The organism is Pontibacillus marinus BH030004 = DSM 16465 (assembly GCF_000425225.1).
Lineage (GTDB): Bacteria > Bacillota > Bacilli > Bacillales > BH030062 > Pontibacillus > Pontibacillus marinus.
Window position 1 is genome coordinate 24,554 of the sequence record NZ_AULJ01000031.1, and the last position, 23,875, is coordinate 48,428.

At 40.9% G+C, this 23,875-nt stretch carries 22 protein-coding genes and 1 riboswitch; of the genes, 12 read left to right on the forward strand and 10 right to left on the reverse strand.

From position 1 onward, the window contains the following. Window positions 1-96 precede the first annotated feature (96 nt). Window positions 97-846, forward strand: a complete 750-nt coding sequence (locus H514_RS0106020) for an NRDE family protein (RefSeq protein ID WP_027446154.1) — start codon at window positions 97-99, stop codon at window positions 844-846. 77 nt (window positions 847-923) lie between these two features. Here the strand turns inward: H514_RS0106020 and H514_RS0106025 are convergent, their stop codons facing one another. Next, complete coding sequence (locus H514_RS0106025; RefSeq protein ID WP_027446155.1) at window positions 924-2,576, reverse strand: sodium:solute symporter family protein; 1,653 nt, start codon at window positions 2,574-2,576, stop codon at window positions 924-926. Between the two features lie 34 nt (window positions 2,577-2,610). Beyond that, complete coding sequence (locus tag H514_RS0106030; RefSeq protein WP_027446156.1) at window positions 2,611-2,913, reverse strand: DUF4212 domain-containing protein; 303 nt, start codon at window positions 2,911-2,913, stop codon at window positions 2,611-2,613. Window positions 2,914-3,437: 524 nt separating this feature from the next. Between H514_RS0106030 and H514_RS23920 the strand changes: the two genes are divergently transcribed. From H514_RS23920 to nagE, 6 genes are all read left to right on the forward strand, one after another. Continuing rightward, on the forward strand, window positions 3,438-5,537 hold the full coding sequence (locus H514_RS23920; protein ID WP_051255048.1) for an SEC-C domain-containing protein: 2,100 nt from the start codon (window positions 3,438-3,440) through the stop codon (window positions 5,535-5,537). A gap of 275 nt (window positions 5,538-5,812) precedes the next feature. Further along, window positions 5,813-5,919, forward strand: a riboswitch (TPP riboswitch). Between the two features lie 110 nt (window positions 5,920-6,029). Continuing rightward, window positions 6,030-6,635, forward strand: a complete 606-nt coding sequence (locus H514_RS0106045; protein ID WP_027446158.1) for a YkoF family thiamine/hydroxymethylpyrimidine-binding protein — start codon at window positions 6,030-6,032, stop codon at window positions 6,633-6,635. A 1-nt stretch (window position 6,636) separates the two neighbouring features. Further along, window positions 6,637-7,230 carry an ECF transporter S component gene (locus H514_RS0106050; RefSeq protein WP_027446159.1) on the forward strand — a complete coding sequence of 198 codons (594 nt, stop codon included), beginning with the start codon at window positions 6,637-6,639 and terminating at the stop codon, window positions 7,228-7,230. Further along, a complete protein-coding gene (locus H514_RS22590) occupies window positions 7,208-8,878 on the forward strand; it encodes an ABC transporter ATP-binding protein (protein ID WP_036842044.1) in 1,671 nt (556 codons plus the stop codon). Before H514_RS0106050 ends, H514_RS22590 begins: the two co-directional genes overlap by 23 nt. Continuing rightward, a complete protein-coding gene (locus H514_RS0106060) occupies window positions 8,859-9,638 on the forward strand; it encodes an energy-coupling factor transporter transmembrane component T family protein (RefSeq protein ID WP_027446160.1) in 780 nt (259 codons plus the stop codon). The genes H514_RS22590 and H514_RS0106060 overlap by 20 nt, the downstream gene beginning before the upstream one ends. 173 nt (window positions 9,639-9,811) lie before the next feature. After that, complete coding sequence (nagE, locus tag H514_RS0106065; protein WP_027446161.1) at window positions 9,812-11,185, forward strand: N-acetylglucosamine-specific PTS transporter subunit IIBC; 1,374 nt, start codon at window positions 9,812-9,814, stop codon at window positions 11,183-11,185. Between the two features lie 885 nt (window positions 11,186-12,070). On the opposite strand, the gene H514_RS0106080 is transcribed toward nagE, so the two are convergent. Beyond that, complete coding sequence (locus tag H514_RS0106080) at window positions 12,071-12,634, reverse strand: LysM peptidoglycan-binding domain-containing protein (protein WP_027446163.1); 564 nt, start codon at window positions 12,632-12,634, stop codon at window positions 12,071-12,073. A gap of 146 nt (window positions 12,635-12,780) precedes the next feature. Further along, entirely contained in the window at window positions 12,781-13,875 is a 1,095-nt protein-coding gene (locus H514_RS0106085) for a branched-chain amino acid aminotransferase (protein WP_027446164.1), read from the reverse strand. Window positions 13,876-14,074: 199 nt separating this feature from the next. Between H514_RS0106085 and H514_RS22595 the strand changes: the two genes are divergently transcribed. After that, entirely contained in the window at window positions 14,075-15,517 is a 1,443-nt protein-coding gene (locus H514_RS22595) for a carbon starvation CstA family protein (protein ID WP_036842045.1), read from the forward strand. A 120-nt stretch (window positions 15,518-15,637) separates the two neighbouring features. On the opposite strand, the gene H514_RS0106095 is transcribed toward H514_RS22595, so the two are convergent. The 3 genes from H514_RS0106095 to H514_RS0106105 form a co-directional block, all read right to left on the reverse strand. Beyond that, on the reverse strand, window positions 15,638-15,928 hold the full coding sequence (locus H514_RS0106095; RefSeq protein ID WP_027446165.1) for a hypothetical protein: 291 nt from the start codon (window positions 15,926-15,928) through the stop codon (window positions 15,638-15,640). A 114-nt stretch (window positions 15,929-16,042) separates the two neighbouring features. Further along, window positions 16,043-16,336, reverse strand: a complete 294-nt coding sequence (locus H514_RS22600) for a TIGR04104 family putative zinc finger protein (RefSeq protein WP_036842046.1) — start codon at window positions 16,334-16,336, stop codon at window positions 16,043-16,045. 164 nt (window positions 16,337-16,500) lie between these two features. Next, window positions 16,501-16,848, reverse strand: a complete 348-nt coding sequence (locus H514_RS0106105; protein ID WP_027446166.1) for a hypothetical protein — start codon at window positions 16,846-16,848, stop codon at window positions 16,501-16,503. Between the two features lie 540 nt (window positions 16,849-17,388). Here H514_RS0106105 and codB point away from each other — a divergent pair. Both codB and codA read left to right on the forward strand, forming a co-directional pair. After that, window positions 17,389-18,657, forward strand: coding sequence for a cytosine permease (gene codB / locus H514_RS0106110; protein ID WP_027446167.1), 1,269 nt, complete (start codon window positions 17,389-17,391; stop codon window positions 18,655-18,657). Continuing rightward, window positions 18,647-19,882 (forward strand): cytosine deaminase, encoded by a 1,236-nt coding sequence (gene codA / locus H514_RS0106115; protein WP_027446168.1) that lies wholly within the window; start codon window positions 18,647-18,649, stop codon window positions 19,880-19,882. Before codB ends, codA begins: the two co-directional genes overlap by 11 nt. A gap of 88 nt (window positions 19,883-19,970) precedes the next feature. Here codA and H514_RS0106120 read toward each other — a convergent pair whose 3' ends face one another. Continuing rightward, window positions 19,971-21,449, reverse strand: coding sequence for a hypothetical protein (locus H514_RS0106120; protein WP_027446169.1), 1,479 nt, complete (start codon window positions 21,447-21,449; stop codon window positions 19,971-19,973). Between the two features lie 144 nt (window positions 21,450-21,593). Further along, window positions 21,594-22,049: a DUF2663 family protein gene (locus tag H514_RS0106125; RefSeq protein ID WP_027446170.1), complete on the reverse strand. Its 456-nt coding sequence runs from the start codon at window positions 22,047-22,049 to the stop codon at window positions 21,594-21,596. 181 nt (window positions 22,050-22,230) lie between these two features. Here H514_RS0106125 and H514_RS0106130 point away from each other — a divergent pair, with 181 nt between their 5' ends. Continuing rightward, window positions 22,231-22,662 (forward strand): hypothetical protein, encoded by a 432-nt coding sequence (locus H514_RS0106130; protein WP_027446171.1) that lies wholly within the window; start codon window positions 22,231-22,233, stop codon window positions 22,660-22,662. Window positions 22,663-22,721: 59 nt separating this feature from the next. On the opposite strand, the gene H514_RS0106135 is transcribed toward H514_RS0106130, so the two are convergent. Beyond that, window positions 22,722-22,934, reverse strand: a complete 213-nt coding sequence (locus H514_RS0106135) for a hypothetical protein (RefSeq protein ID WP_051255049.1) — start codon at window positions 22,932-22,934, stop codon at window positions 22,722-22,724. A gap of 140 nt (window positions 22,935-23,074) precedes the next feature. Between H514_RS0106135 and H514_RS0106140 the strand changes: the two genes are divergently transcribed. Further along, window positions 23,075-23,875 carry a TIM barrel protein gene (locus H514_RS0106140; protein WP_036842047.1) on the forward strand — a complete coding sequence of 267 codons (801 nt, stop codon included), beginning with the start codon at window positions 23,075-23,077 and terminating at the stop codon, window positions 23,873-23,875.

The following is a 23,875-nucleotide window of genomic DNA, read 5'->3' on the forward strand; positions in this document are numbered from 1 at the left end:
AATTTAGGGATATCAATCACCTCTCTTTGGGGTTAAACGTCTAATCCTTTATAATAAGACGCAATCATATTTTTACGGAGCAAGGAGATGACTTGCATGTGTTTAATTAATTTTGCCTATGGGATAGATGATACGTACGATTTGGTTGTAGCTGCTAACCGTGATGAGTTTTACGAACGTCCCACGGCTCAAGCTCATTTTTGGGAGGATGCGCCTCACATTTTGGCAGGGCGTGATTTAGAAAAGATGGGGACGTGGATGGGTGTGACAAAAGAAGGGCGTTTTGCTGCGCTAACGAATTATCGAGATCCTGGGGAAGAAACCAAAGGGAAGCGGTCGCGTGGAGAGCTCGTGAGTGGATTTTTAATGGATGATAAGGATCCGCATAGCTATTTGAAGGCTATACAAAATAAACAAGATCAGTATCCTGGTTTTAACTTGATCGTTTATGATGGTCAGTCGCTTCTCTATTTTTCCAACAGAGAAGATAAGATTCGAGTGCTCGAACCTGGTGTGTATGGGCTGAGTAATCATTTGCTGGACACGCCTTGGCCAAAAGTTACGAAAGGGAAAGAAGGGTTGAAGCAATGCCTGAACGGGTCAGGTGAAAACTTGAAGGAATGTATCTTTTCTAGCTTACAACTTGCAGAGCCTGCATCTGATGAAGATTTACCTGATACAGGAATTCCGCTTGAATGGGAGCGTAATCTTTCTCCACTATTTATTCAGACACCTCAATACGGCACAAGAGCTTCCACAATTGTATTTTTAAATAGAGAAGAGGGTCACTTTGTAGAACGTGTATATGAAGGGAATTCTCAACAAGAAAAGGAGTTTACTATATAAAAAGTGCCTGACCCCCACTGCTTTAAAGCGATGGGGGTCAGGCACCTTAAATTACCCGGGCGCCTCCGCTTTTCGGTTTATTCATTCATCCAAACTTCTCCATCCTTATACGTCATTTGCTCTGGGTAACGCAGGTCCACGATTTCGTCTTGTATTTCTTGAGATGGTGCTTTTGTGGCGAGGGATACAATGACGTTGGCGAGTATGGCTGATGCTGCGCCAAACACTCCGGCACCTGTGTCGATAATGCCTAGGATCGTAAAGCCTCCGTATTTTGCTGCGAATATATAACCTAATGTCACGGTTAAGCCCACGACCATTCCAGCTATAGCTCCTGGGCCATTTGCGCGTTTCCACCAGACACCTAATAAAAGGGCAGGGAAGAAAGATCCTGACGCTAAGGCGAATGCCCAGGCGACAATTTGTGTGATGGCTCCTGGTGGGTTTAGTGCTGTCAGGCCTGCAATGACAGTTGCAATCACAATCGACCATCTACCTACAGCTAATCGCTTTTTCTCACTTGCGTTTGGATTGATCGTTCTGAAGTAGATATCATGAGATAACGCTGCTGAGATGGCAATCATAAGTCCACCTGCTGTAGATAAAGCAGCAGCCATGGCACCTGCAGCCATTAGTCCAATGACAAAAATACCGAGGTTAGCAATTTCCGGCGTTGCCATAACGACGATATCTTTACTGATGACGATTTCGGCCCATTGAAGGACACCGTCACCATTTTTATCGGCTACAGATAACCTTCCTGTGTCGACCCAAGCCGTAGTCCATGCAGGTAAGTCGTTAATAGCGCTGCCTGCTACTTTTGTCATTAAAATAAAACGGGAAAATGCTGCATAAGCAGGAGCAGATAAATAAAGTAGGCCAATAAATAATAAGGCCCATGCTCCACTCCAACGCGCTGCCTTCATAGTTGAAACAGTGTAAAAGCGTACAATAACGTGCGGAAGGCCAGCTGTACCAGCCATCAAAGTAAACATGAGGGCAAGAAACTGCCATTTGGTTGCTTCAGTAAAAGGAACGAGGTACTCTGATATGCCAAGCTCTCGATCCAATTCACCTAATTCACTTATAATTTCTCCGTATGAGATCCACGGTAAAGGATTTTGAGTAAGCTGAAGAGCCATGAAGATTACGGGAATTAAATAAGCGATGATGAGAATGATATATTGCGCAACTTGTGTCCATGTAATTCCCTTCATACCACCAAAGGCTGAATAAAAGGCGATTAATACAACACCAATTAATGTCCCGACAGCCGCATCTACTTCTAGTAAACGACCGATTACCACTCCAGAGCCAGATAACTGTCCGATGGAATAGGTGAAGCTGATGATAATCGTAGCTACAGCAGCGATTAATCGAGCTGTATCACTTTTGTAACGATCACCAATAAATTCAGGTACTGTATAACGCCCGTATTTTCGTAGTTGAGGAGCTAGTAAGAAGGTAAGCAAAAGGTAACCACCTGACCACCCCATAATATAGGCGAGACCATCATAGCCAAGGATCATAATGGTACCAGCCATTCCGATAAAGGAAGCGGCACTCATCCAATCCGCGCCAATGGCCATCCCATTAAAAACAGGTGGAACTCCTCGGCCTGCTACATAAAAGTCTGAAGTAGCCTTGGCCTTATTATAGATAGCGATCCATATGTATAGACCGAATGTTAATCCAATGAGAGCTAGTGAGACTAAAAACTGTATATCCAATGTTTCTCCTCCTTCTATATCGAATTAGCAAGAATTAATGATCTACTGTATGACCTGCACTAATGGCTTCATTTTGCTTTTCATCGATTCCATATTTTTGATCAATTTTGTCACTGACGATCGCATTGACAAATAAGAGGAGAATAAAGGTTAATACAGAACCCTGAGCACCCATGAAATAATGGAATGGAATGCCATTGATCGTATAATTAGATAAAGGTTCGGCAAAAAGGACTACACCATATGAAACGATAAACCAAAAGAATAAATAAATGACTGTGGCAATGATCCTAGCTCGAAAATATCCATCTGCAACGTGCTTCTCTACTTTTTTCACATTTTCACCTCCCTTCAGTGCGAATCTCTAGCTATCCTCTTAAGTTAAAAATAAAGCGGACGGTTTCCCAAAAGGGAAGAGGAACCAACATAATTTTGATAAGCATAAAAGTAAATATAGCTAGAAAAGGAAGCCCTAATAGAATGGGTTTCTTTTTATGCAAAGCGAAGAATACTGATAAAATGGTTAGAACCGAAAATAGTAAAACGAGAATCATCTGATTTCCTCCTTGTTGAAAGCGCTAACAAAAAAGTTCATACCTCTAAGTTTTAGCTGATTATGTAAGTGGATATAAAAATTTTGAAAATTTAATTAATTGCAATTATTAAGAAATTTATCTTTTGTGTCAATAGTTTTATATACTTAATTTGGATAATTCCTATATATTTACCATTGAATTGGGTGTATAAAGATGGAACAAGCAAAGAAAGAGATTTTACGTTATAATAGCGTGTGGGATAAAGGCCTAGTCTGTTTGATGATTAGGCTTTTTGTACGTTTGTAAGAAAAGGAGTAAGAGATACATGAGTGAGTCAGTTCGTCGTAATGATCCGTGTCCTTGTGGAAGCGGGAAGAAATATAAGAAATGCTGTATGAATAAACAGCAGGTAGTTCAGTTAAAAGAAGTGAAGGAAGAGCGTTTCCTTCAACAGAAAAATCAACTGACAAGTAAGTTGAGATCCTTTATACATGACAAGGTTTCAGCAGGTGAGACGTATCAACTTGAAACCACATTTAATAAGCGAAGCGGCCGTGTGTTGCAGCAGCATAAGCCTTATGCACATTTCTGGATGTATTTTTTCCATCGTTATGAAAATGGGCTTCGTGGGATTGAATGGTTTGTGAAAGAACAAGGCCATCGTCTCGATCAGGATGAGCGTGAAATGGCTGAGCGTTGGATGCAGCTTCAGCCACAGCTTGTGCAGGCCATTGAGGACCAAGAGGAGAATGTGATTTTTGAAGATATCGTAACAAAAGATACCTATGCAGCACCTAAGTCCGAGGAGCATATTTCGTATGTAAAACCTTGGTACGGAGCGCTGGGGTTACTTGAGCCCAAAGATGACGTTTATTATTTCAACGGCATGCGTGTCATGGTGGGACCTCATGGGTTACGAAATGCGAAGCTAAAGGCTGAGGAGATCCAGGAGAGTACAGGACTTTCTCTCGATGAGGTTCTCATAGACTATTATCCTGAGGTATTCGCAGCGCTTCATCGATCGATTGAGGATAACGTTCCTGAAGGGGAGCAGTATGAAGCGAAGGAGTATAAGTACTTCTTTAGTGTCGAGGATCAAGAGCGTGCTGCGGCGTTTTTCGTGAATGATCATTCCTTCCAAATCGATGAGTGGACAGAATCGAGTAAGGAACTCACGTGGACAGGGAACTGGAAAGCGTATGAGGATAATGAGATGAATGGTGAGATTTTAATAGCGGATGTGTATGCAGCGCTGTCCATACAAAATGGAACGCTTACGGTACAAACGTATGGAATCGAAAATATGAATGCGATCTTCAAGAAACTGATGGAGGCACGCGGCGTGTTTATCTATCAGGATGAGAAGGTTACATCCATTGGAAACTTACCGATTCAGATCAAGCCAAAGACGGTACGAATTCAGGATGGCATCCCTTCATATTTTGCCTTGTATGCGCAAAATGAAGAGCTATTAAATGTGGACGCACCGATTCCAAAATATCATTATAAATCGCTACGTGAGCTTGTGAATGAGGGCCACGAACAAGTTGCTGATGATTGGCTGAAGCAAAATGAGTATATGGTTTATGGAAACGTGGTCCAACAAGTTGGCGAAGTGGATGTCACTGCTGATTTTAATAAACCACGAAAAGAGCTTGGGTTACCTCTTTCAGCTTTTGTAACAGGTGGAGCGGATCGTGTAACCGAGTTTAGGTCAGTGGATTCACCGATTGAGCGAGAAGCGTATGTAATGGAAGAAGATATTCCAGAGTATGAGGATTTAGGCATTACGAATGAAACGAAGAATCTGTTTTTTGTACAGGACTTACTGCGTTTCTATCGTGAAAAAGTCGATGGGAAGTCTGATGGGACGAAGCGGAAGTATCGAGATAGTCTGGCTATTATTCGTGAGCTTCTTGAGGTAAGCGAGATCCAGAGCTGGGATGAGTGTCAGTTTAACTTCTGGAAAAATGCTTTGGTCAAAGGATTCTTTGAGGAAGCTGGGTATGCCAGCTTAACGTATGCAAAAGATTTCATTTCAGTAGTGAAGGCTTTCGCGAAGTGGCTAGACAAGGAAAAAGGCTTGAATGTTGGGAAAGATGTAGCTGCATTTCTTAAAGAGAAGGAAGGTTCGATCTTGAATGCAGTGCGAATGAAGAATGCCATTATGGATTCCCCAGAATATCCTAATTATGAGCTTGAGTTTGGAGCTGAAACTGAGCATGATATGGATCTGTTTTTAGTAGAGGGAATCAATAAGGATAGCCTAGTCCTTCTGAATTCAGATGATCAACATCGTACACTTTCGATCCCAGAAGGTGCTGTGCAATTTGCAGAGGTTGGTATGATGATCCAAGCAGAAATCGGCAAAGCTCATAGTGAATGGGGTCTTGTTAATCTGGGGGAAGTATATCCTGCGGAGTGATGGATGTAAGGATAGCGAGTATGAGGGAAGCGCCTGAATATGGGGGAGTTTCGCCTGAAAGTCGAGCGTTCGCGCCTGTACCTGGATCAGGATCGCCTGAACTTTAGGTTCGATCGCCTGAATTCGGCCAAGGACCGCCTGCATTAAGTTCAGTATCACCTGAATCAGAAAAAGTGCCTGACCCCCACTGCTTTAAAGCGGTGGGGGTCAGGCACTTTACATATGAGTGAAGTTGTTTTACTATTTTTATAGAAGCAATTATAACTGCATATACGTTTGAGCACTAGGGGAGCTGTTTTTCCAAAACGGCTGAGAGGATTCGTTCTGACCCTTGGCACCCGAACTAGGTAATACTAGCGTGGGGAAGTGCAGGTTTCAGTCGATCTTTCATACGAAATGTATTTAATCAATTGACGAAAACTGCATTCCCCTATCTTGGGTGAATGCAGTTTTTTTATGCTTAAATCAAAAATTAGAAAAGGGGTTTTGATTATGAGTAATCAACAAGCATGTGGAACAAGTCAAATCGCGGGATGCCGTTTTTCAGTTCATCCCATGACAGATGATTTTGTGAATGTGATTTTAGGTGCATTAGAGGAAGTGGATACATCAAAAGTATGGATGGAAACAGATGATGTGAGTACTTGTGTACGTGGAAGAATATCGCATATTTTTGATGTGACGAATGCGATTTTTGTCCATGCAGCGAAAACGGGTAAACACGTTGCCTTCAGTGGAACATTTTCGATCGGTTGCCCAGGAGATACTGAGGGGGATGTTTACTTAGCTGAGGATGATGTGCGTTTGAATGAAGATGTAACGAAAACCATCGAACAGCCGACTGCGTGTCAGTTTGCTCTTTACCCGATGGGAGATGGAGATTATATGGACGTCATCTATCACCAGGTTCAAGAAATTGCGAAGCTCGGTGTGGATGTATCCAGCGTACATTACGCTACCCGTCTGGATGGAGAAGCGAATGATATTTTCAAAGGGCTTGAGCAAGTGTTTACAAAAACAAAAGAGAGTGGATGTTCCCACACGGTCATGACGGTATCTCTATCAGCAAATAGTCCATCTCATAAAGGGGGAAAATAAAATGGCCAACTGGAAGCTAAAAGAAATTGTTGTGATGTCAGTTCTATCTGTGGTTTTTGCAGTTGTATATCTAGCGTTTCTACCTGTAGGGAAGTTATTAGTAGGGTTCTTTGGACCAATTGGCTATGACCTTATTTTTGGGATCTGGTTTATTGTTTCAATAATTGCAGCTTATATCATTCGAAAGCCTGGTGCTGCTTTTCTGTCTGAAACGATTGCGGCTACGGTTGAAGTCTTGTTAGGAAGTGCAGTCGGACCGATGCTGATTATCTCGGGAATGATTCAAGGTGTTGGTGCCGAGGCTGCTTTTGCTGCAACACGCTGGAAAAACTACACCACGAAAGTACTTGTTTTAGCAGGTATGGGTTCTGCGGTAACAAGTTTCATTTGGAACTTTTATCTTTCAGGATATGCGGCGCTTTCAACAGGGTATGTCACAGCCATGTTTGGCGTACGTCTTGTAAGTGGAGCGTTACTTGCCGGGATCTTAGGAAAAATGATTAGTGATGGTCTAGCAAAAACAGGTGTCTTATCAGGTTTTGCTTTAGGAAAAGAAGTACGGAGCCAAAACAATGAAGCTCAACAAATCTCCTAATCTCCTAATTGATGTGCAAGATCTATCCCTTTATTTTGAAGAAGCTCAGGTACCTGTGTTATCTGAAATCAGCTTTCAGTTACAACAAAGGGAAAATGTACTCTTACTTGGTCCGAGTGGTTGTGGAAAAAGCACGTTAACGTTTTGTTTGAATGGGATTTATCCAAGTGAACTGGATGGAAGGCTAGAAGGGGAGGTTTCCCTTAACGGGAAACCTACTAGTGAATTTTCTCCTGGTGAACTCAGTCAGAAGGTAGGCGTGGTTTTTCAAGACCCTGAAGGTCAATTTTGCATGATGACCGTTGAGGATGAAGTTGCTTTTGGCTTAGAAAATATCGGTGTACCTGTGGAGGAGATGGAGGAACGAATTGATCAGGTGCTCGATCTTGTTAACCTGCTTCCTTATAAAGAACAATCGATTCATTCTTTATCCGGAGGTATGAAACAAAAATTAGCACTTGCCTGTGTCTTGGCACTTCAGCCTGATGTACTAATTTTAGATGAGCCTACAGCTAACCTCGACCCTCTGGCGAAAAAGGATTTTATTCAAACGATTCAGTTTTTGCAGCAGAAACAGCCTTTTTCAATGATTGTGATTGAACATCAATTGGAAGGATGGATCCCTTTAATAGATCGAAGTCTCATAATGAATAAGCAGGGTGAAATCTTTTATGAAGGCCCCCTCCGCAACGGTATTCAACAACATGTTCAATTTATGAAAGAGCAAGGGATTTGTCTGCCTAAAGCGACTGAGTTAGCTTTACAAAGTGAAATAGATCGTGCGCATCTTCCTTTGACCGTTGAAGAGTTAAAAAGGATGGGCGGCGTTTCAGTCCCACCAAAGAAAAGAACGTATCATGATCAGCCGGTCATACTACAGGCAGAAAACATTGAGTGGTCTAAAGGCAATGAGAGAATTATTGATAACATGAACTTCTCTTTGAGAGAGGGCGAGTTTATGGCCATTGTAGGTGCGAATGGAAGCGGGAAGACATCTTTTTCTCGAATTTTGTCCAGATTAGAAACACGGCAAAAAGGCTCCATTGATCTTTTCGGAAAAGCTCTTCAAAGTTGGAGAGAGGCTGAATTGAGAAGGAAAATAGGATATGTTTTTCAAAATCCAGAGCATCAGTTTATTACAGATCAGGTTTATGATGAGATTGCTTATAGTCTGCGTCTTCAAAATAAGTCTGAAGAAGAAATTGCAATGAAAGTTCAGGAAGTTCTAAGACAATGTCAGCTTGATGGGCTTGAGTATCGTCATCCATTTACATTAAGTCAGGGTCAGAAAAGACGGTTAAGTGTGGCGATTATGGCTATTGAAGACCCAGCAATTCTAATTTTAGATGAACCTACTTTTGGTCAGGACGGACGTTCTACAGAAGAGATTATGAATCTATTGAGTCGTAAAAATGAGGAAGATACAGCCATTGTCATGATCACACATGATATGGAATTAGTCCACGACTATGCAGATCGGGTTGTCGTCTTTGAGAGTGGTAAAACCGTTTTTGACGGAGTACCTCAAGAGTTGTGGAACAAACCTTCTGATGTATTAGAGAGCTGGCATTTAGAGCGCCCGATACAAGCAGTTATAGAAGAGGATGAAGGAAGGAAAGTGAATCGTCATGCGTCTTCAACAACTTAATCCTAGTATGAAAGCACTCACGATTGTCGTTCTCGTTCTCTTATTAGCGCTAGTATTTGATCCCATTACCCCGCTTTTATATGGGCTATGGACCATTGCAATTACATTATTATTTGGTCAGGTTAATTTGAAGAAGTATGGACTCTTTCTAATCCCGTTTTTTATTATTGCGTTCGGGATGTTTTGGACGACGCTCGTATTTGGGGAGAAGCCTGTTAATCCTGATGATATGGTAAAGGTTTTCGGGATGACATTCGCGCGTGAGTCACTTTTCACGGCGCTTTCACTTGGGTTGAGGGTTCTAAGTTTTGCCATGTTATCTTTATTATTTATTCTAACAACGGACCCTACGCGATTTATTTTGAGTCTAATGCAGCAATGTAAGCTATCTCCCAAATTAGCCTACGGGATACTTGCAGGATTTCGATTTTTGCCGATGATGCGAGAAGAACTCAAAAACATACGTGCGGCTCACAGAATTCGAGGAGTAGGTAGAGCGAACGGCTGGAAGGAATCTTTTGTCCAGTTTAAACGCTATTCGATTCCCTTGCTTGCCGGTGCTATTAGGAAGGCCGAGCGGACCGCTATAGCTATGGAATCAAAAGGGTTTACGGGTGACCGAAACCGAAGCTTCTATCGGTCCTTTGCAACCGGAAAAAGAGATTGGATCTTCTTAGTCGTAATGATTGGAATGTTTGTCCTAATTGCCTTTACATCCTGGAGCCTTGGGTACTTTCAATGGTATAACGGAGAGGTGTAAAAGGTGCCTGACCCCCACTGCTTTAAAGCGGTGGGGGTCAGGCACTTTTTTCGGCACTTTTTTCGTACTGGTACAAAAGTCATCATATCCCTTTAAACAAGCTCATAAATTGGTAGAGACAACCAGTATAAGCTTTTGGGATAAATACCATTTATGGAAAGGGGATGCGTGTGATGTTAGGATTCTTGCAAAGAATTGGGAAGGCGCTGATGCTTCCGATTGCGGTACTTCCTGCGGCGGCGTTGTTACTGCGACTTGGACAACCGGACTTATTAGACATACCTTTTATGGCTGCTGCTGGGGACGCGATTTTTGCTAATCTTGCCTTGTTGTTTGCGATTGGGGTGGCTGTTGGGCTATCAAAAGATGGACATGGTGCTGCGGCCTTGGCTGGGGCTGTCGGCTATTTTGTGTTGACCAAAGGAGCTACAGCGATTAATGAGGATATTAATATGGCTGTGCTTGGAGGTATTATGTCAGGTATTGTGGCCGGGCTGTTGTACAACCGTTATAGTGAGGTCAAACTGCCTGATTGGCTCGGATTTTTTGGTGGAAAACGATTTGTACCGATTATCACGTCTCTAACGATGCTGATTTTAGCTGGCGTGTTTGGCTATGTGTGGCCACCGATTCAGGAAGGCATCAATAATGTTGGTCAATGGATTGTCGATGCTGGTGCAGCTGGGGTTGGGGTGTTTGGTTTCTTAAATCGCCTGCTTATTCCAGTGGGGTTACACCATGTATTGAATACGCTCGTGTGGTTCGAGTTTGGGGAGTTTACCAACTCAGCAGGTGAAATTGTAAAAGGAGACTTATCTCGTTTCTTCGCTGGGGATCAGAGTGCAGGAATCTTTATGGCTGGATTCTTCCCAATCATGATGTTCGGTCTTCCTGCTGCAGCACTTGCGATGATTGCGGCTGCTAAAAAACATCGTAGAAAAACGGTATCTGGTGCGTTAATTGGTGTGGCTTTTACATCATTCTTAACAGGCATTACAGAGCCGGTGGAGTTCTTGTTCATGTTCCTATCTCCATTACTTTATGTGGTGCATGCTGTGTTAACGGGGATATCGATGTCTCTGGCTACAGTACTCGATATTCATCATGGATTTGGGTTCTCGGCCGGTGCGATTGATTACGTGTTGAATTTTGGGATCGCTCAAAAACCAATCGTATTGTTGATGCTAGGACTGGTGTATGGAGCGCTTTATTTTGTCATTTTCTATTTCCTCATCGTCAAACTGGACTTGAAAACACCAGGGCGTGAAGAGGAAGTGGAAGGGGAGTTTACGGAAAGTGGTTCGGGAGGCGATTATGAACAAAAGGCGAATCATTATCTCAGAGCATTAGGTGGCAAGGAAAATATTGCTGTGCTTGATAACTGCGTGACACGCCTGCGCCTACAAATGGTGGACATGGCGAAAGTTGATGAAGTCGGATTGAAAAACGCAGGAGCTAAAGGTGTCTTTAAGCTGAATAGTAAGGACCTTCAGGTGGTCGTAGGGACAGATGTTGAGCACCTTGCCAATGCGATGAAACGGAAATAAGGGAGAAGCACTTGGGCATTTGTCCAGGTGCTTTTTTGATGAATGGGATGTTGCGAAAGATACGGACCCTTGGAGTGTTGAGCTTTATATTTAAAGAGGATGATATAAAGTGAATACCATTATTTCTTGAACCCTTAAAAAGTGGATATATATGTTATTATTGGATATAAAAATGTAACTGAAGCAATGAAGACGGAAATGTTTTTGGTATAAAGAAAGATAGAAAAACTGTATCAAAATCGTTACAAACTATAAAGGGGAAGAGAGGATTATGATGATTGTAGACATACTCGCTTCAGTGTTAATTGCAGTTATTTTATATTTCCTAATTGAAAGAAAATACAAAGGTAAAGAAAGGTTTTTAGGTTATTTTTTAATTGCTTTACTTGTGTTTATGTTATCACATTAAACTTGGTTTTAATTGGTTAGGGAGGGCTTTGATGAACCTTGGGGATCTTGTGTATTTGTTTTTTATCTATTTATTAATAGTATGTATAGGAAGTTTCCTTGTTGGTTTTTTTATAATGAGAAAGTTTAAGAGCCATACAAATGGTTTTAATACACTTATAGGGATAAGTCTACTATTCCTTATTTTTCTTTTTCGATGGTTCCAATCAAATGCAGCAGATTTATTTATGGGAACTATACCATGGTTATTTAACCAGCTATTTGCTATCGGATTGTATATTTTATATCTAATAGTTGCTTGGTTTTTATTAAGGACTTTACATAAGAGAGGACAACGAAATCGGTAATAGACTGAGAGACAACTTTAGTTTTTATGGTTAGGCAGCATCATATTTCGCTTTGTTCAGAATAGATCTTTTATAAAAAAGAGATGCGAATCTATTTCGCATCTCCTGTCGATTCTTTGTCTCTCTCAGGTTACTTTACTCGAACTTCTGATCCAATAGATAAACTACGTGGATCAATATCAGGATTCAAGTTCATAATTTCATTTACTGTAACGCCATCGTACAGCTCAGCAATCCCATATAGTGTGTTTCCTGGTTCTATGGTGTGATACACTTTTCCATCTTCTTTATTCATTTCTCTTACTTGAACCTCTGTACCAACCTCTAAATTGCCTTCTTCCAGGTCAGGGTTTAATTCCTTTAATTTTTCTAAGGTTAAATCCTTATGAAGGTTTGCAATGCTCTGCATCGTTTCCCCAGGCTCTATTGTATGAAAGACTTCTCTTGAATTATTGTTGTCGTTCCCCGTATCTACGCTTATTTGGACTTCTGTTCCGATTTGTAAGTTACGAGGTTCTAGGTTCGGATTTAATTCGTAGATTTTGTTTAATGATACATCATGTTCATTTGCAATCTCGTAAAGAGTGTCTCCTGCTTCAATGGTTACAGAGCTATCTTCTGCTGAAACACTTCCTGCACCAAAGATCATACCCAAAGCTAAAGTAGGTGCAACTACACGAGATAATTTAGTCATGCAATGCCTCCTTTAATGATCTTTTATACAATATGTTCCAAGGTGCAGGATATGTTAAACATGAAAAAGTGCCTGACCCCCACTGCTTTAAAGCGATGGGGGTCAGGCACTTTTAGAGGCACTTTTATGGCACTTTTATGGCACTTTTATTGTTCTACGACACTGGTTTCGTTCACTTTTGTAATCCAACCGAATGGGTCTTCGACTGTTCCGTATTGGATGCCGGTTACGTTGTCATATAGTGCTTTTGCAACTTCTCCGGTTTGGCCTTCGTTGATGACCATGTGTTGATCACCCCAAGATAGCTGTCCGATAGGGGATACAACGGCAGCAGTTCCGGTTCCGAAAGCTTCTTCCAACTGGCCATCCTGATGCGCTTGATAAACTTCCTGCATGGAAACTCTTCGTTCGGATACAGGATAGTTCCAATGTTCTAACAATCGGATCGCTGTACTTCTTGTTACACCTTCCAAAATGCTTCCGTTCAGTTCAGGTGTTACGATTTCTCCATTGATTTTGAAAAAGACATTCATGCTGCCGACTTCTTCAATATATTCTTTTTCGACACCGTCTAGCCAAAGAACCTGAGCGTAGCCATTTTTATTCGCTTCTTCTTGGGCTTTAAGGCTGGATGCGTAGTTCCCGCCTGTTTTCGCTTCACCTGTTCCTCCGGTTACTGCTCGAACGTATTTGTTTTCCACTGCGATTTTTACAGGGTTAATGCCTTCTTTATAGTACGCGCCAACAGGTGAAAGGATCACGATAAATTTATAGTTGTGTGATGGCGCTACGCCAAGGAAAGGCTCGGTTGAGATAATAAATGGACGAATATAAAGAGAAGTGCCTTCTGCTTCAGGGATCCAATCTTTTTCGAGAGCTACAAGTTCCTTCATAGCGTCAAGCGCAAACTCTTCATCGATCTTAGGGATACACATTCGTTCATTTGAGTTATTGATACGTTTTAAGTTAATATCCGGTCGAAATAATTGAGCTTCTCCTTCTGGGGAGAGATATGCTTTCAATCCTTCAAAAACGGATTGGCCATAGTGGAAGACCATGGCTGAGGGATCAATACTAATATTTTGATATGGTACAATTCGCGCATCATGCCATCCTTCATTTGGTGTGTAATCCATGATAAACATGTGATCCGTGAATTCTTTACCGAATTGTAATTGATCTGGTGCAGGTTTTTCTTTTTTGGTGGAAGCGAGTTCTTGACGAATTCTACGATCTACCATATCTTCAGCCCCTTTTTGTGGAAAATTTTAATAGCCATGATAAAGGATTCTGAAAATTTACGCAATAGGTATTTTGGGAAAAGTGAAAATGAAAACGTTTTTATTAAAATTTTCTAAACTTTCTCTCTTAAATAGCTTGTAATTATCTTCTTAGCGCTTTAGAATTCTCGTTAATATCTTTTTGAAGGGAGGCTCAGCGATGGTTACGTTTTTTGCATCCATCACATTGTTATTATTAGGATTTTTTGTTTATGGAAAGGTGGTAGAACGAATTATTGGGGTTGATGACCAGAGACAAACCCCAGCTTACACACAACAAGACGGACTTGATTACATGCCAATGAGTTGGTGGAAAGGGAGTCTGATCCAGTTATTGAACATCGCTGGGCTCGGACCGATTTTCGGAGCACTAATGGGAGCTTTATATGGACCTATTGCATTTATCTGGATCGTGGTCGGAACCATTTTTGGTGGGGCGGTTCATGATTATTTTGCAGGTATGATGTCACTACGACACAACGGAGAACAATATCCTTCTCTTGTAGGAAAATACTTAGGCAAAAGTGCACAAGCAATCATTAATATTGTATCCATAGTTCTTATGATTCTAGTTGCGGCTGCATTCACAGCGGGTCCAGCACAGCTGATGAGTGAGGTGACCCCTCTAGGATTTACAACGAGTATCGTTATTGTTTTTGCTTACCTAGCGATCGCGGCTGTATTGCCGATCAATAAAATCATCGGAAAAATTTATCCGGTATTTGGTGCCATCTTAATTTTTATGGCGGTATCTATCGGTGTGGGAATGTTCTTTTTCGGTAATCCAATTCCGAACCTAACGATTAGCAACTTGCACCCGGACAGCATGCCAGTATGGCCTTTAATGATGGTGACGATTTCTTGCGGAGCAATCTCAGGTTTCCATTGCACGCAATCCCCAATCCTGGCACGTACGCTTAAAAAGGAAAGTGAAGGTCGAAAAGTCTTTTACGGTGCTATGGTTGCTGAAGGTGTCATTGCATTGATCTGGGCAGCTGCGGGGATGACGTTCTACGGAAGTACAGGTGGCATCCAGGAAGCAATCGCTGCTGGTGGACCGGCCGCTGTTGTAAATGAAATCTCGATCACAACGCTAGGATCTTTTGGTGGTGTGTTAGCGATTCTTGGTGTCATTATTCTGCCAATCACTACTGGTGATACAGCGCTACGTTCTTCTCGTATGATGCTAGCAGATTTAGTAAGACAAGTGACGAAAAAAGATCTACAAGGCAAAGGTGCTTTGCTAGGGTTAATGGCTGTTGTAGCCGTACCAGCTTTCTTACTTACGCAAATGGATTATAGCTTCCTATGGCGTTATGTTGGTTGGACGAATCAAGTGGTAGCGACGGTTATGCTATGGACCGGCGCGATGTACTTGGTGAAGCAACGCAAATTCCATTGGATCTGTAGTGTACCAGCGCTATTCATGACAGGCGCTACAAGTGTCTATATCTTTTACGCACCAGAAGGCTTAGATATGGCATACTCAACTTCCATGAAGCTAGGAGCAGTCATTTGGACGATCGTTGCGTTGAGATTCTTCTGGATGCTGTATGGACATAAGGTTCGAGCGCTATTCCGTAAACCACAGGCGAATGTTTAAGAGGAGAACCTGATCTGTTTAAATATAATTGGTACTGAAAAACGCTCAGAAATTTTTAATATCTGAGCGTTTTTTTTTATTGTTTTATTCAATTAACGCACCCGTTACTTGAAGAAGATATTACGTTTTGTTTATTTCATCAACATATTTTTTTGCCTCTAATAATGAAAAACCAAAAACTTCTCTTGCCTTTTTAACTGCTTCCACTTCTTTTTCACTTTCGACCAAGTACCGTAAATCTTTATTCACTGGATTCTCAGGTATATTCGATTTTTCAGCTATCTGGTCTAAAGTATAGTTCATACTTTTAACACGAGCTTCTAGGAGCTTTACCTTATTAATAACGTTCAATAAGATAGTTAATATACTTAGCAAGAAAATGGCAAGAAGCAAAACGTAACTGAAATCCATTAAAATCCTCCTTAAAACATTTCGACCAAAATTAAATTCTTCTTTATTATTCTGCTCCGATAATGAAAGATGCGACTGCTCTTGTTCAGCAATCGCACTTATTTGTGAAAAAAATTATTTTATTTTTAGTCTAACTTTATATTTTGCAAAAAAGGGATAGAGAAGACCGATACTAAGAATTCCCATTACTGATAATATTATATCTAAATAAAGAGAAATGTTGATAAAATCAACAATCAAGACTGTCACTCCAGCAAAAAGAGCAATTAAAGTCCTAGTTTTCATGGTGACAGTATGCTTGGTACCGCACTGCTGACATTCTATTGGTTTATAACCCCAAAAAATAGCTTTTTGTACTTCTTTCCATAAAAATTGTTTACCGCAATTGAGACACTTTTGTATAGACATAAAATTCAACCTTTCGAAGGCAATTTTAACATTGTCTATACCTTAATAATTAAAGAAAAATATACCAAATCTTACTTAAGTACACTGCTTCTTTAACACAATAGGAGCTACCGCATCGACAACTCCTTGTTTCACTATTGCACCCGTTAGCATAATAAAATTATTTAATTTTTATTATCATCAGTATGGTATAATACAGCTTCATCCCAACCATAAACAACAATATTGTTATCATTTGGGGCACTACCACTATAAATTGTTATCGGGCTATTTGGGTCATTACTAAGAGAAAAGTTTCCATTTTCACACACCATATAACCCAATTTTATAACTGGTTCAACTGAAGTGTTTTCCTGTTCTAAATCATAGTTTTTTCCATCCCACTCTAATTTTTTCGGCGGTGTTTTACAGTCACTTGTTGTTTTTATTTCATCTTCATTATTTAAAGAACACCCAAACAGAGTGATAGATACTAATGCAATCATTAAACTAACAAAAGAAATTTTTTTCATTGTTATCCCTCCAATTGTTACATTAACATTTCTTCTTTTACTAAACTGCCCCGTTAGTTGAATAACGCTCTTTAATTCATTTTACCATATTATTACCAAAAATCCTCTAAATCACATAATTAGTTATGCAAATTAACATGCAGTTTACCCTACAATTTCGACTATATTTTCACATAAAAAAGTAGTTCAATTAAGGAGTACTAATTGCAATATTGTACTCCAAAACTGAACTACTTACCTTTGGGGGGCAGGTTTTTTATGTGGAATGTTGATTTTGGGAATAAACAAAGAGTTGACGACTTTGACGCAATCTGACATAATATCAACAAATCAATACTGGTACCTTTAATTCAGTCCCGTGAGGCTGGCAAGGACAGCGGATATGTGTGAAGAGCGTAGGGTTACGTCTATGGAATGGAATAGGTGTACCTATGTCTCTTTGTGCAAAAAGCTTCTTGTCGCTAGACGGCAGGAAGCTTTTTTTGTGCCAAGAAAACTTATGGTACCAGTATCATCAAAAAGATACTGGAGGAATTCGACATGAAACAAACAGATCAAGACTTTTCATTACAGGCGGTGCCTGGTACTCATCGAAATGGGTTTTGGAAAATGCTTATGGTGATGATGGGGCTCACGTTTTTCTCAGCGAGCATGTGGTCAGGCGGAACGCTAGGGAATGGATTGACCTTCATGCAGTTTATGGCGGTGGTTTTAGCAGGGAATCTTATTCTTGGCTTATATACTGGAGCTTTAGCGTATGTTTCGGCAAAAACAGGGTTATCAACCCATCTGTTAACACGTTATGCTTTTGGTGAAAAAGGATCTTATCTCGCATCCTTTCTACTAGGTGGAACACAAGTCGGCTGGTTCGGTGTAGGGGTTGCGATGTTCGCTCTCCCAGTTCAAAAGGTCACAGGCATTGACGCTTACTGGCTGATTGGCATAGCCGGAATACTGATGACGTTCACAGCATTCTTCGGCATGAAAGCATTAACGATCTTAAGCTTTGTAGCAGTACCGTTAATCACGGTCTTAGGTAGCTTTTCGGTTTTTGAAGCAACGAAAACACTAAATGGACTTGAAGGGCTTATGCAATATCAACCAGAAAATACGATGGGCTTTGCTGCAGCATTAACCATCTGCATCGGCTCATTCATCAGTGCAGGGACGCTTACGCCTGACTTTGCGCGCTTTTCTACAACAAAACGTTCAGCCGTAACGAGCACGGTAATCGCCTTTTTCATCGGTAACTCTCTCATGTTTGTGTTTGGTGCCATTGGAGCCATCGCAACAGGAAACGCAGACATCTCAGAGGTGATGTTCGCTCAAGGATTTATCATCCCAGCGATCCTTGTACTAGGTCTGAACATCTGGACGACAAACGATAACGCTCTGTATGCATCAGGCTTAGGTTTTTCAAGCATCACGAAGATTTCAAAAGGCAAAATGGTTGTATTCAATGGTGTAGTCGGGACACTAGCGGCAATGTGGTTATACAACAACTTTGTCAGCTGGTTAACGCTTCTAGGCTCTGCTTTACCTCCAATCGGAGCGATCATTCTAGCAGACTACTTCCTAATCAAACGTGGGAACTACGGAGCTTTTGAAAATATGAACTTTAAAAAGGTGAACTGGGTTGCAATCATAGCATGGGCCATTGGCGTAGCATCCGCTAAGCTGCTACCAGGCATCCCACCATTAAATGCCCTTGTCGGTTCTGTCGTGATCTACGTTGCAGTCACAAAGGTTATGGAATATGTAAGTGAAAAAGACTTAAACCAAAAGGGTGAGGTTGTTCATGATTATTAAGCAGGCAACATTACGAGGAAAAGAAGGTCAGTGGAACATTGTCGTGGAAGAAGGAAAGATTCAGAGCATCACAAAGGAAGATGTTCATGAAAACGGACAAGAAGTGATCGATGTAGAGGGAGCGCTTCTTCTCCCACCTTTTGTTGAACCGCATATTCACTTGGATACGACGTTAACAGCTGGCGATCCAGATTGGAATCATAGCGGAACTTTATTTGAAGGTATTCAAAGATGGTCTGAGCGAAAAGAAAAGCTTACTTTACAAGACGTTAAGGACCGGGCAAAAAAAGCTCTGAAATGGCAGATTGAGCAGGGGATCCAACATGTTCGCACACATGTAGATGTCACGGATCCGGAATTAACAGCGTTGAAAGCTTTATTAGAAGTAAAAGAAGAGATGGCAGCGTACGTCGATGTGCAAATCGTGGCGTTCCCACAAGAAGGAATCCTCTCATTCCCAAATGGGGCGGAGTTGTTAGAGGAAGCACTAAGATTGGGCGCAGACGGTGTTGGAGGCATCCCGCACTTTGAGTTCACTCGAGAATATGGGGTGGAATCCCTTTCGATCGCGTTTCAACTAGCAGAAAAATACGATGCTTTTGTCGATATTCACTGTGACGAAATTGATGATGAGCAGTCACGATTTGTGGAAGTGGTAGCGACAGAAGCTTACGAGCGAGACATGGGCCACAAGGTAACGGCCAGTCATACGACAGCGATGGGCTCCTATAATGATGCCTACACGTCAAAGCTTTTCCGACTGCTAAAGCTATCGAATATTAATTTTGTAGCGAATCCTTTAGTGAATATTCATCTGCAAGGAAGATTCGATACGTATCCAAAACGTCGAGGACTGACTCGGGTGAAGGAATTGCAAGAGGCTGGATTAAATGTGTGCTTCGGCCATGATGACATTTTTGATCCATGGTATCCACTTGGAACAGGGAATATGCTGCAAGTGTTGCATATGGGTATTCATCTCGCACAATTAATGGGCTATGAGCAAATCGTGAACTCCCTTGATTTTGTCACCAAAAATAGCGCTCGCACGTTGAACCTTGAAGGATATGGGGTAGAAGAGGGCACGTCGGCCAACTTCATCGTACTAGATGCCGAAAATGAATACGAAGCCGTTCGAACGCAAGCTGCTGTACGTTACTCTGTTCGAAATGGGAACATTATCGCAGAGACCAAGCCCAAGGAAACGACAGTATATGTAGATTAAAATAGTGCCTGACCCCCACCGCGTTAAAGTATTAGCGGAGTGGGGGTCAGGCACCCGCAAAAAGATCGCTGAAGAGAGGAAGCTCTCCTTAGCGATCTTTTTTCATGACTATGAGTTGCTTTGCATTGGGTGTGAAGCCTTGAATATATTCATCTAGTTTTAAGGTGAATTCTTTTTTCAGTTCTGGATGGTCCATAGAACTTAGGACATAGGAATCCACATCACTGTCTTCCGTATATTCCCTATAAGCATAAGTGTTGCCTTGAGGAGACCAGTGGACGTCTCCATTTTTTAAAGGTTTGATGAGTTGGTCGTTTTTATAAATGCCTTCATCTCTGATGTAACGATAGCTCCCGTCTGCAGAGAAATAGAAGTAATGGGCTTGACGTTTACCATCTAGGGCAAGCTCCTTGGTTTCGCCGGTATTTTTGTCATAGAAATAGGACTTGTTAAACGGCTCGCTATGGGCAACAAAACCAATATGGTCACCGTAAGAGTAAAATTTGATAGGAGTTTTGTTCCCATTTAAAGCACTTTTGGGCATCCCTGGAATCACGTCTTTATATCTATCTTGTTTTTGAGTAGATAAATCATGAACAATAAGGTCAAAATTTTCGTCATTCTTATTATCCCCAACAGCCATTATGAGCGATTTTTGATCAGGCATAACCCGTGCACCACCTACAAAACCTTCTGGATTCACACGGTATTGGGTTGCTTGATCATAATGAGGAGAGTTCTCGGATAAAAAGAATCCTCTTGGATCAACGATAAGTGGTCCTTCAGTCATTGGGTTCATCTTAATTCCCTCTGGATAAAACACAGGATCTTTGCCCGGCTTATATAAATATGTTAATTCTGGATAATTCGCATCACATTCACAATATTCCGTGCGTTGAAAAAGAACAAATGCATCTTCGGCTAGTGGTTCAGCTTTAAAATAATAAGTCTGGAAAGATGAAAGCTTTTGCTCCTTACTAGCGTTAAGGGAATAGGAATACAGTTGATTGGGCTTCGATAGAAGCATTCTAAACTTATTCTCATCATTAAGACGTTTTCCGGATTTCGTTACTGCTTTAGTTAAATTAATATATTCAACTCTAGTATGGCGATTTTTTAATGGAATAGAGGGAACGGTTAAGGATAGGTTCTGTGCGTCTTTCCATTCAAATGTTGCTTCAGAAGGTAACTCTTCTAATATGCTTTTTTCTACCGTTTCGGTTATCATAGGTTGGTCAAAATGTACGTTAAATTGGTGAGACTTTTCAGTTGAAAGCATCAGACTATCTGCTTCTCGATTCGTCCCATCCTTAAGCACGAATGTTGTAATATCCTCGTTTAGAACTGGATATTGCTTTTCAGGTTCTTCCTTCTTGATAGGATTCTTTGTTGATCCTTTATGCTTCTCAGAAGAATCGTCCTTATCATTTGGTGAATTTGATTGATCTTCATTTGTATCTTGTTCTTCCTTTGGTTGTGTTGGAGCAGGATCCTTTGTTACTTCTTCCTTACACCCGACCAACACGAACAAAAGAATAAATAGAGTAATACCAAATAACCTTTTCATCGTAACCCCACCTAATGTTATTCATTCAACCATATATTAACAAATTTTGGTTGGAAGGTACATGAAAAATAGTGCCTAAAAATAGTGCCTGACCCCCACCGCTTTAAAGCGGTGGGGGTCAGGCACTAATCAGGCACCAATCTATTAACTTTTATAACTCACATTAATCTTGTGAAAACCCTCTAACTCGGATACGAGCTTGGCTAGGAGATCGTCGCTGTATTCCAATGACCAATACTTATCTTTCTTTTCAATTACTTCACTTCTTAAGTTCTCGTACTTGTCCTTTTCCTTCTTAAATTTTTTGTGCAATTGCCTCCAGTAAGCATAGAGAAGAGCAAGAACAAGGTAACCGGTCATGTTCACCGTATCGCTGAAATGGTAGAATATCAGACTTAAAACATCTCCCGTGTAAGAGGACTGAACACCGAACTGAAATAACCAAGCCATAAAGGCAGCCGCCAGTATAACGAAAATGGTCAGAATCCCTTGATGAAGTGTCTCAGCTTTTTTCTTTTTAATACTGCGCTCAACCAGCTTATCTAGCATAATTCGATCATTCTCTTTAAAACCTTCCACATTCCAAATGGGGACACTCAAAACAAGCCCTCCTAAGTACAACCCTTTTTTATTATATATACGAGATTTGCAGAAAAATATAACTAGTGCCTGACCCCCATCGCGTTAAAGTATTAGCGGGGTGGGGGTCAGGCACCTGCAAGTAGATGACAAGGTCCATACATGATAAATTAAGGGAAACAGGAATGGGAGATAATTGATTATGAGGAGAATGATTTTACTCAGTATCCTAGCCATCTCTTTCAGCATACTGGTCGCCTGTAGTCCTCAGATCCAAGAAGCCAAAGGAACCGTTGAAAAGGACGGCATCCAATTTGATGTGGAAGCTACATATAATAAAATCAGTGGAAAGTTTGATGTAGTGGCGAAGGTTACAAATAATACGAATCAACAATTGGAGCTCATTTATAGCAATAGGCGAATTATAAATTATGAGGGTCAACCTCAAAAAACTGAGGGAGTTGATGTTTATTCGCAAAGTCATGGTCCTGGAGATGTAACAACGATAGAGAGATCCATACCTAAGGGCGATTTCCTAAGAGGGGAAGAACCGTTTCGGATAAAAATCGTATATTCCCTTGAAAAGGATAATCAGAAAAAAGAAATTGAAATCCCATTACATGCAGAGGAATAAAAAAAGTGCCTGACCCCCACTGCGTTAAAGTATTAGCAGAGTGGGGGTCAGGCACTTCCTTACATTTGTGTACCCGTCATCGCAACGAGGAAGCCGATAACAATAGCGATCGCACCTAGGATAAGTGATGCTCTACCATAGTTACGAACGGTTTGGTTTTGGCTACCAAATGCTAAAACGAATAGTGTAATAATGTTCACGAGAGGGATGGCTAGAAGGACTAAATAAAGCATCCATCTCCACATGGAAACGACGTTGTCTTGTTGTAGCAATTTTATTCACCTTTCTATGTATGCTATCTATTATGCTAGCATTTCACTTTAGAGATCTTCAATATAGTGGGAGTGGTAGTTTTTAGTAAACTGAATTAAAATGATAATGTTTGAATAAAAGTAGGAGGGGGGTGTATGAGGTGAAGCAAAACTTACATAACCTAAAATGCTCACTAGACCAAGCACAAATAGAGAACAGACTTTCCTATAATCCCGATATACTAGAGCTACAATTATTCGAAGCGGATATCGATGACCCTAAGCATATACAAAATGTAATTCGTGACCTGAAGCAAAAAGATGTGAAAGTCATATTGCATCATCCAATGAAAGTGAATGGGAAGTTTCTTGATATTTTAAGTGTGGACACAGAGGTTATGGAGTATTATAAAAGGTCTTGTAGGGTTTTGGATGAAATCTGTCATTCAGAGGATGTTTATTGTGTGGTTCATCCTCATTATGACGACTGTGAAAGTGGAAGGGTTTATCCAACAAACAAGAAACGGATGCTTCAAAAATCGAATGAATTAAAAGAGGCCCTTCAAAAACTTCGAGAGAATACAAATGATCGATTTTACTTCGAAAATGCACCTGAAGGGATCTTCTCAAGCATGAATCCTTATTGGATATCGCACATCATCGAACCTCTGAATTTACCCGTCTGCTATGATGTCAGTCATTCTTTTATGTCATTTAGAGGAGACAACCAAAAATTAAAGCAGGATTTAAAAGAAGCTTATCCTTTTACCAAGCACTATCATGTAGTGGATAGTGAAGGGACAGAGGTTCATGATGCGCTCCCATTAGGAAAAGGCGACATTGCCTGGTCTAACTTGAAGCCATTTATAAAGCACAAGGATTTTATATTTGAAATTGAATTACCAGATTATAAGGATTGTACACTTATGATCGAAAGTGCAGCTTATTTTGATTCGATATAG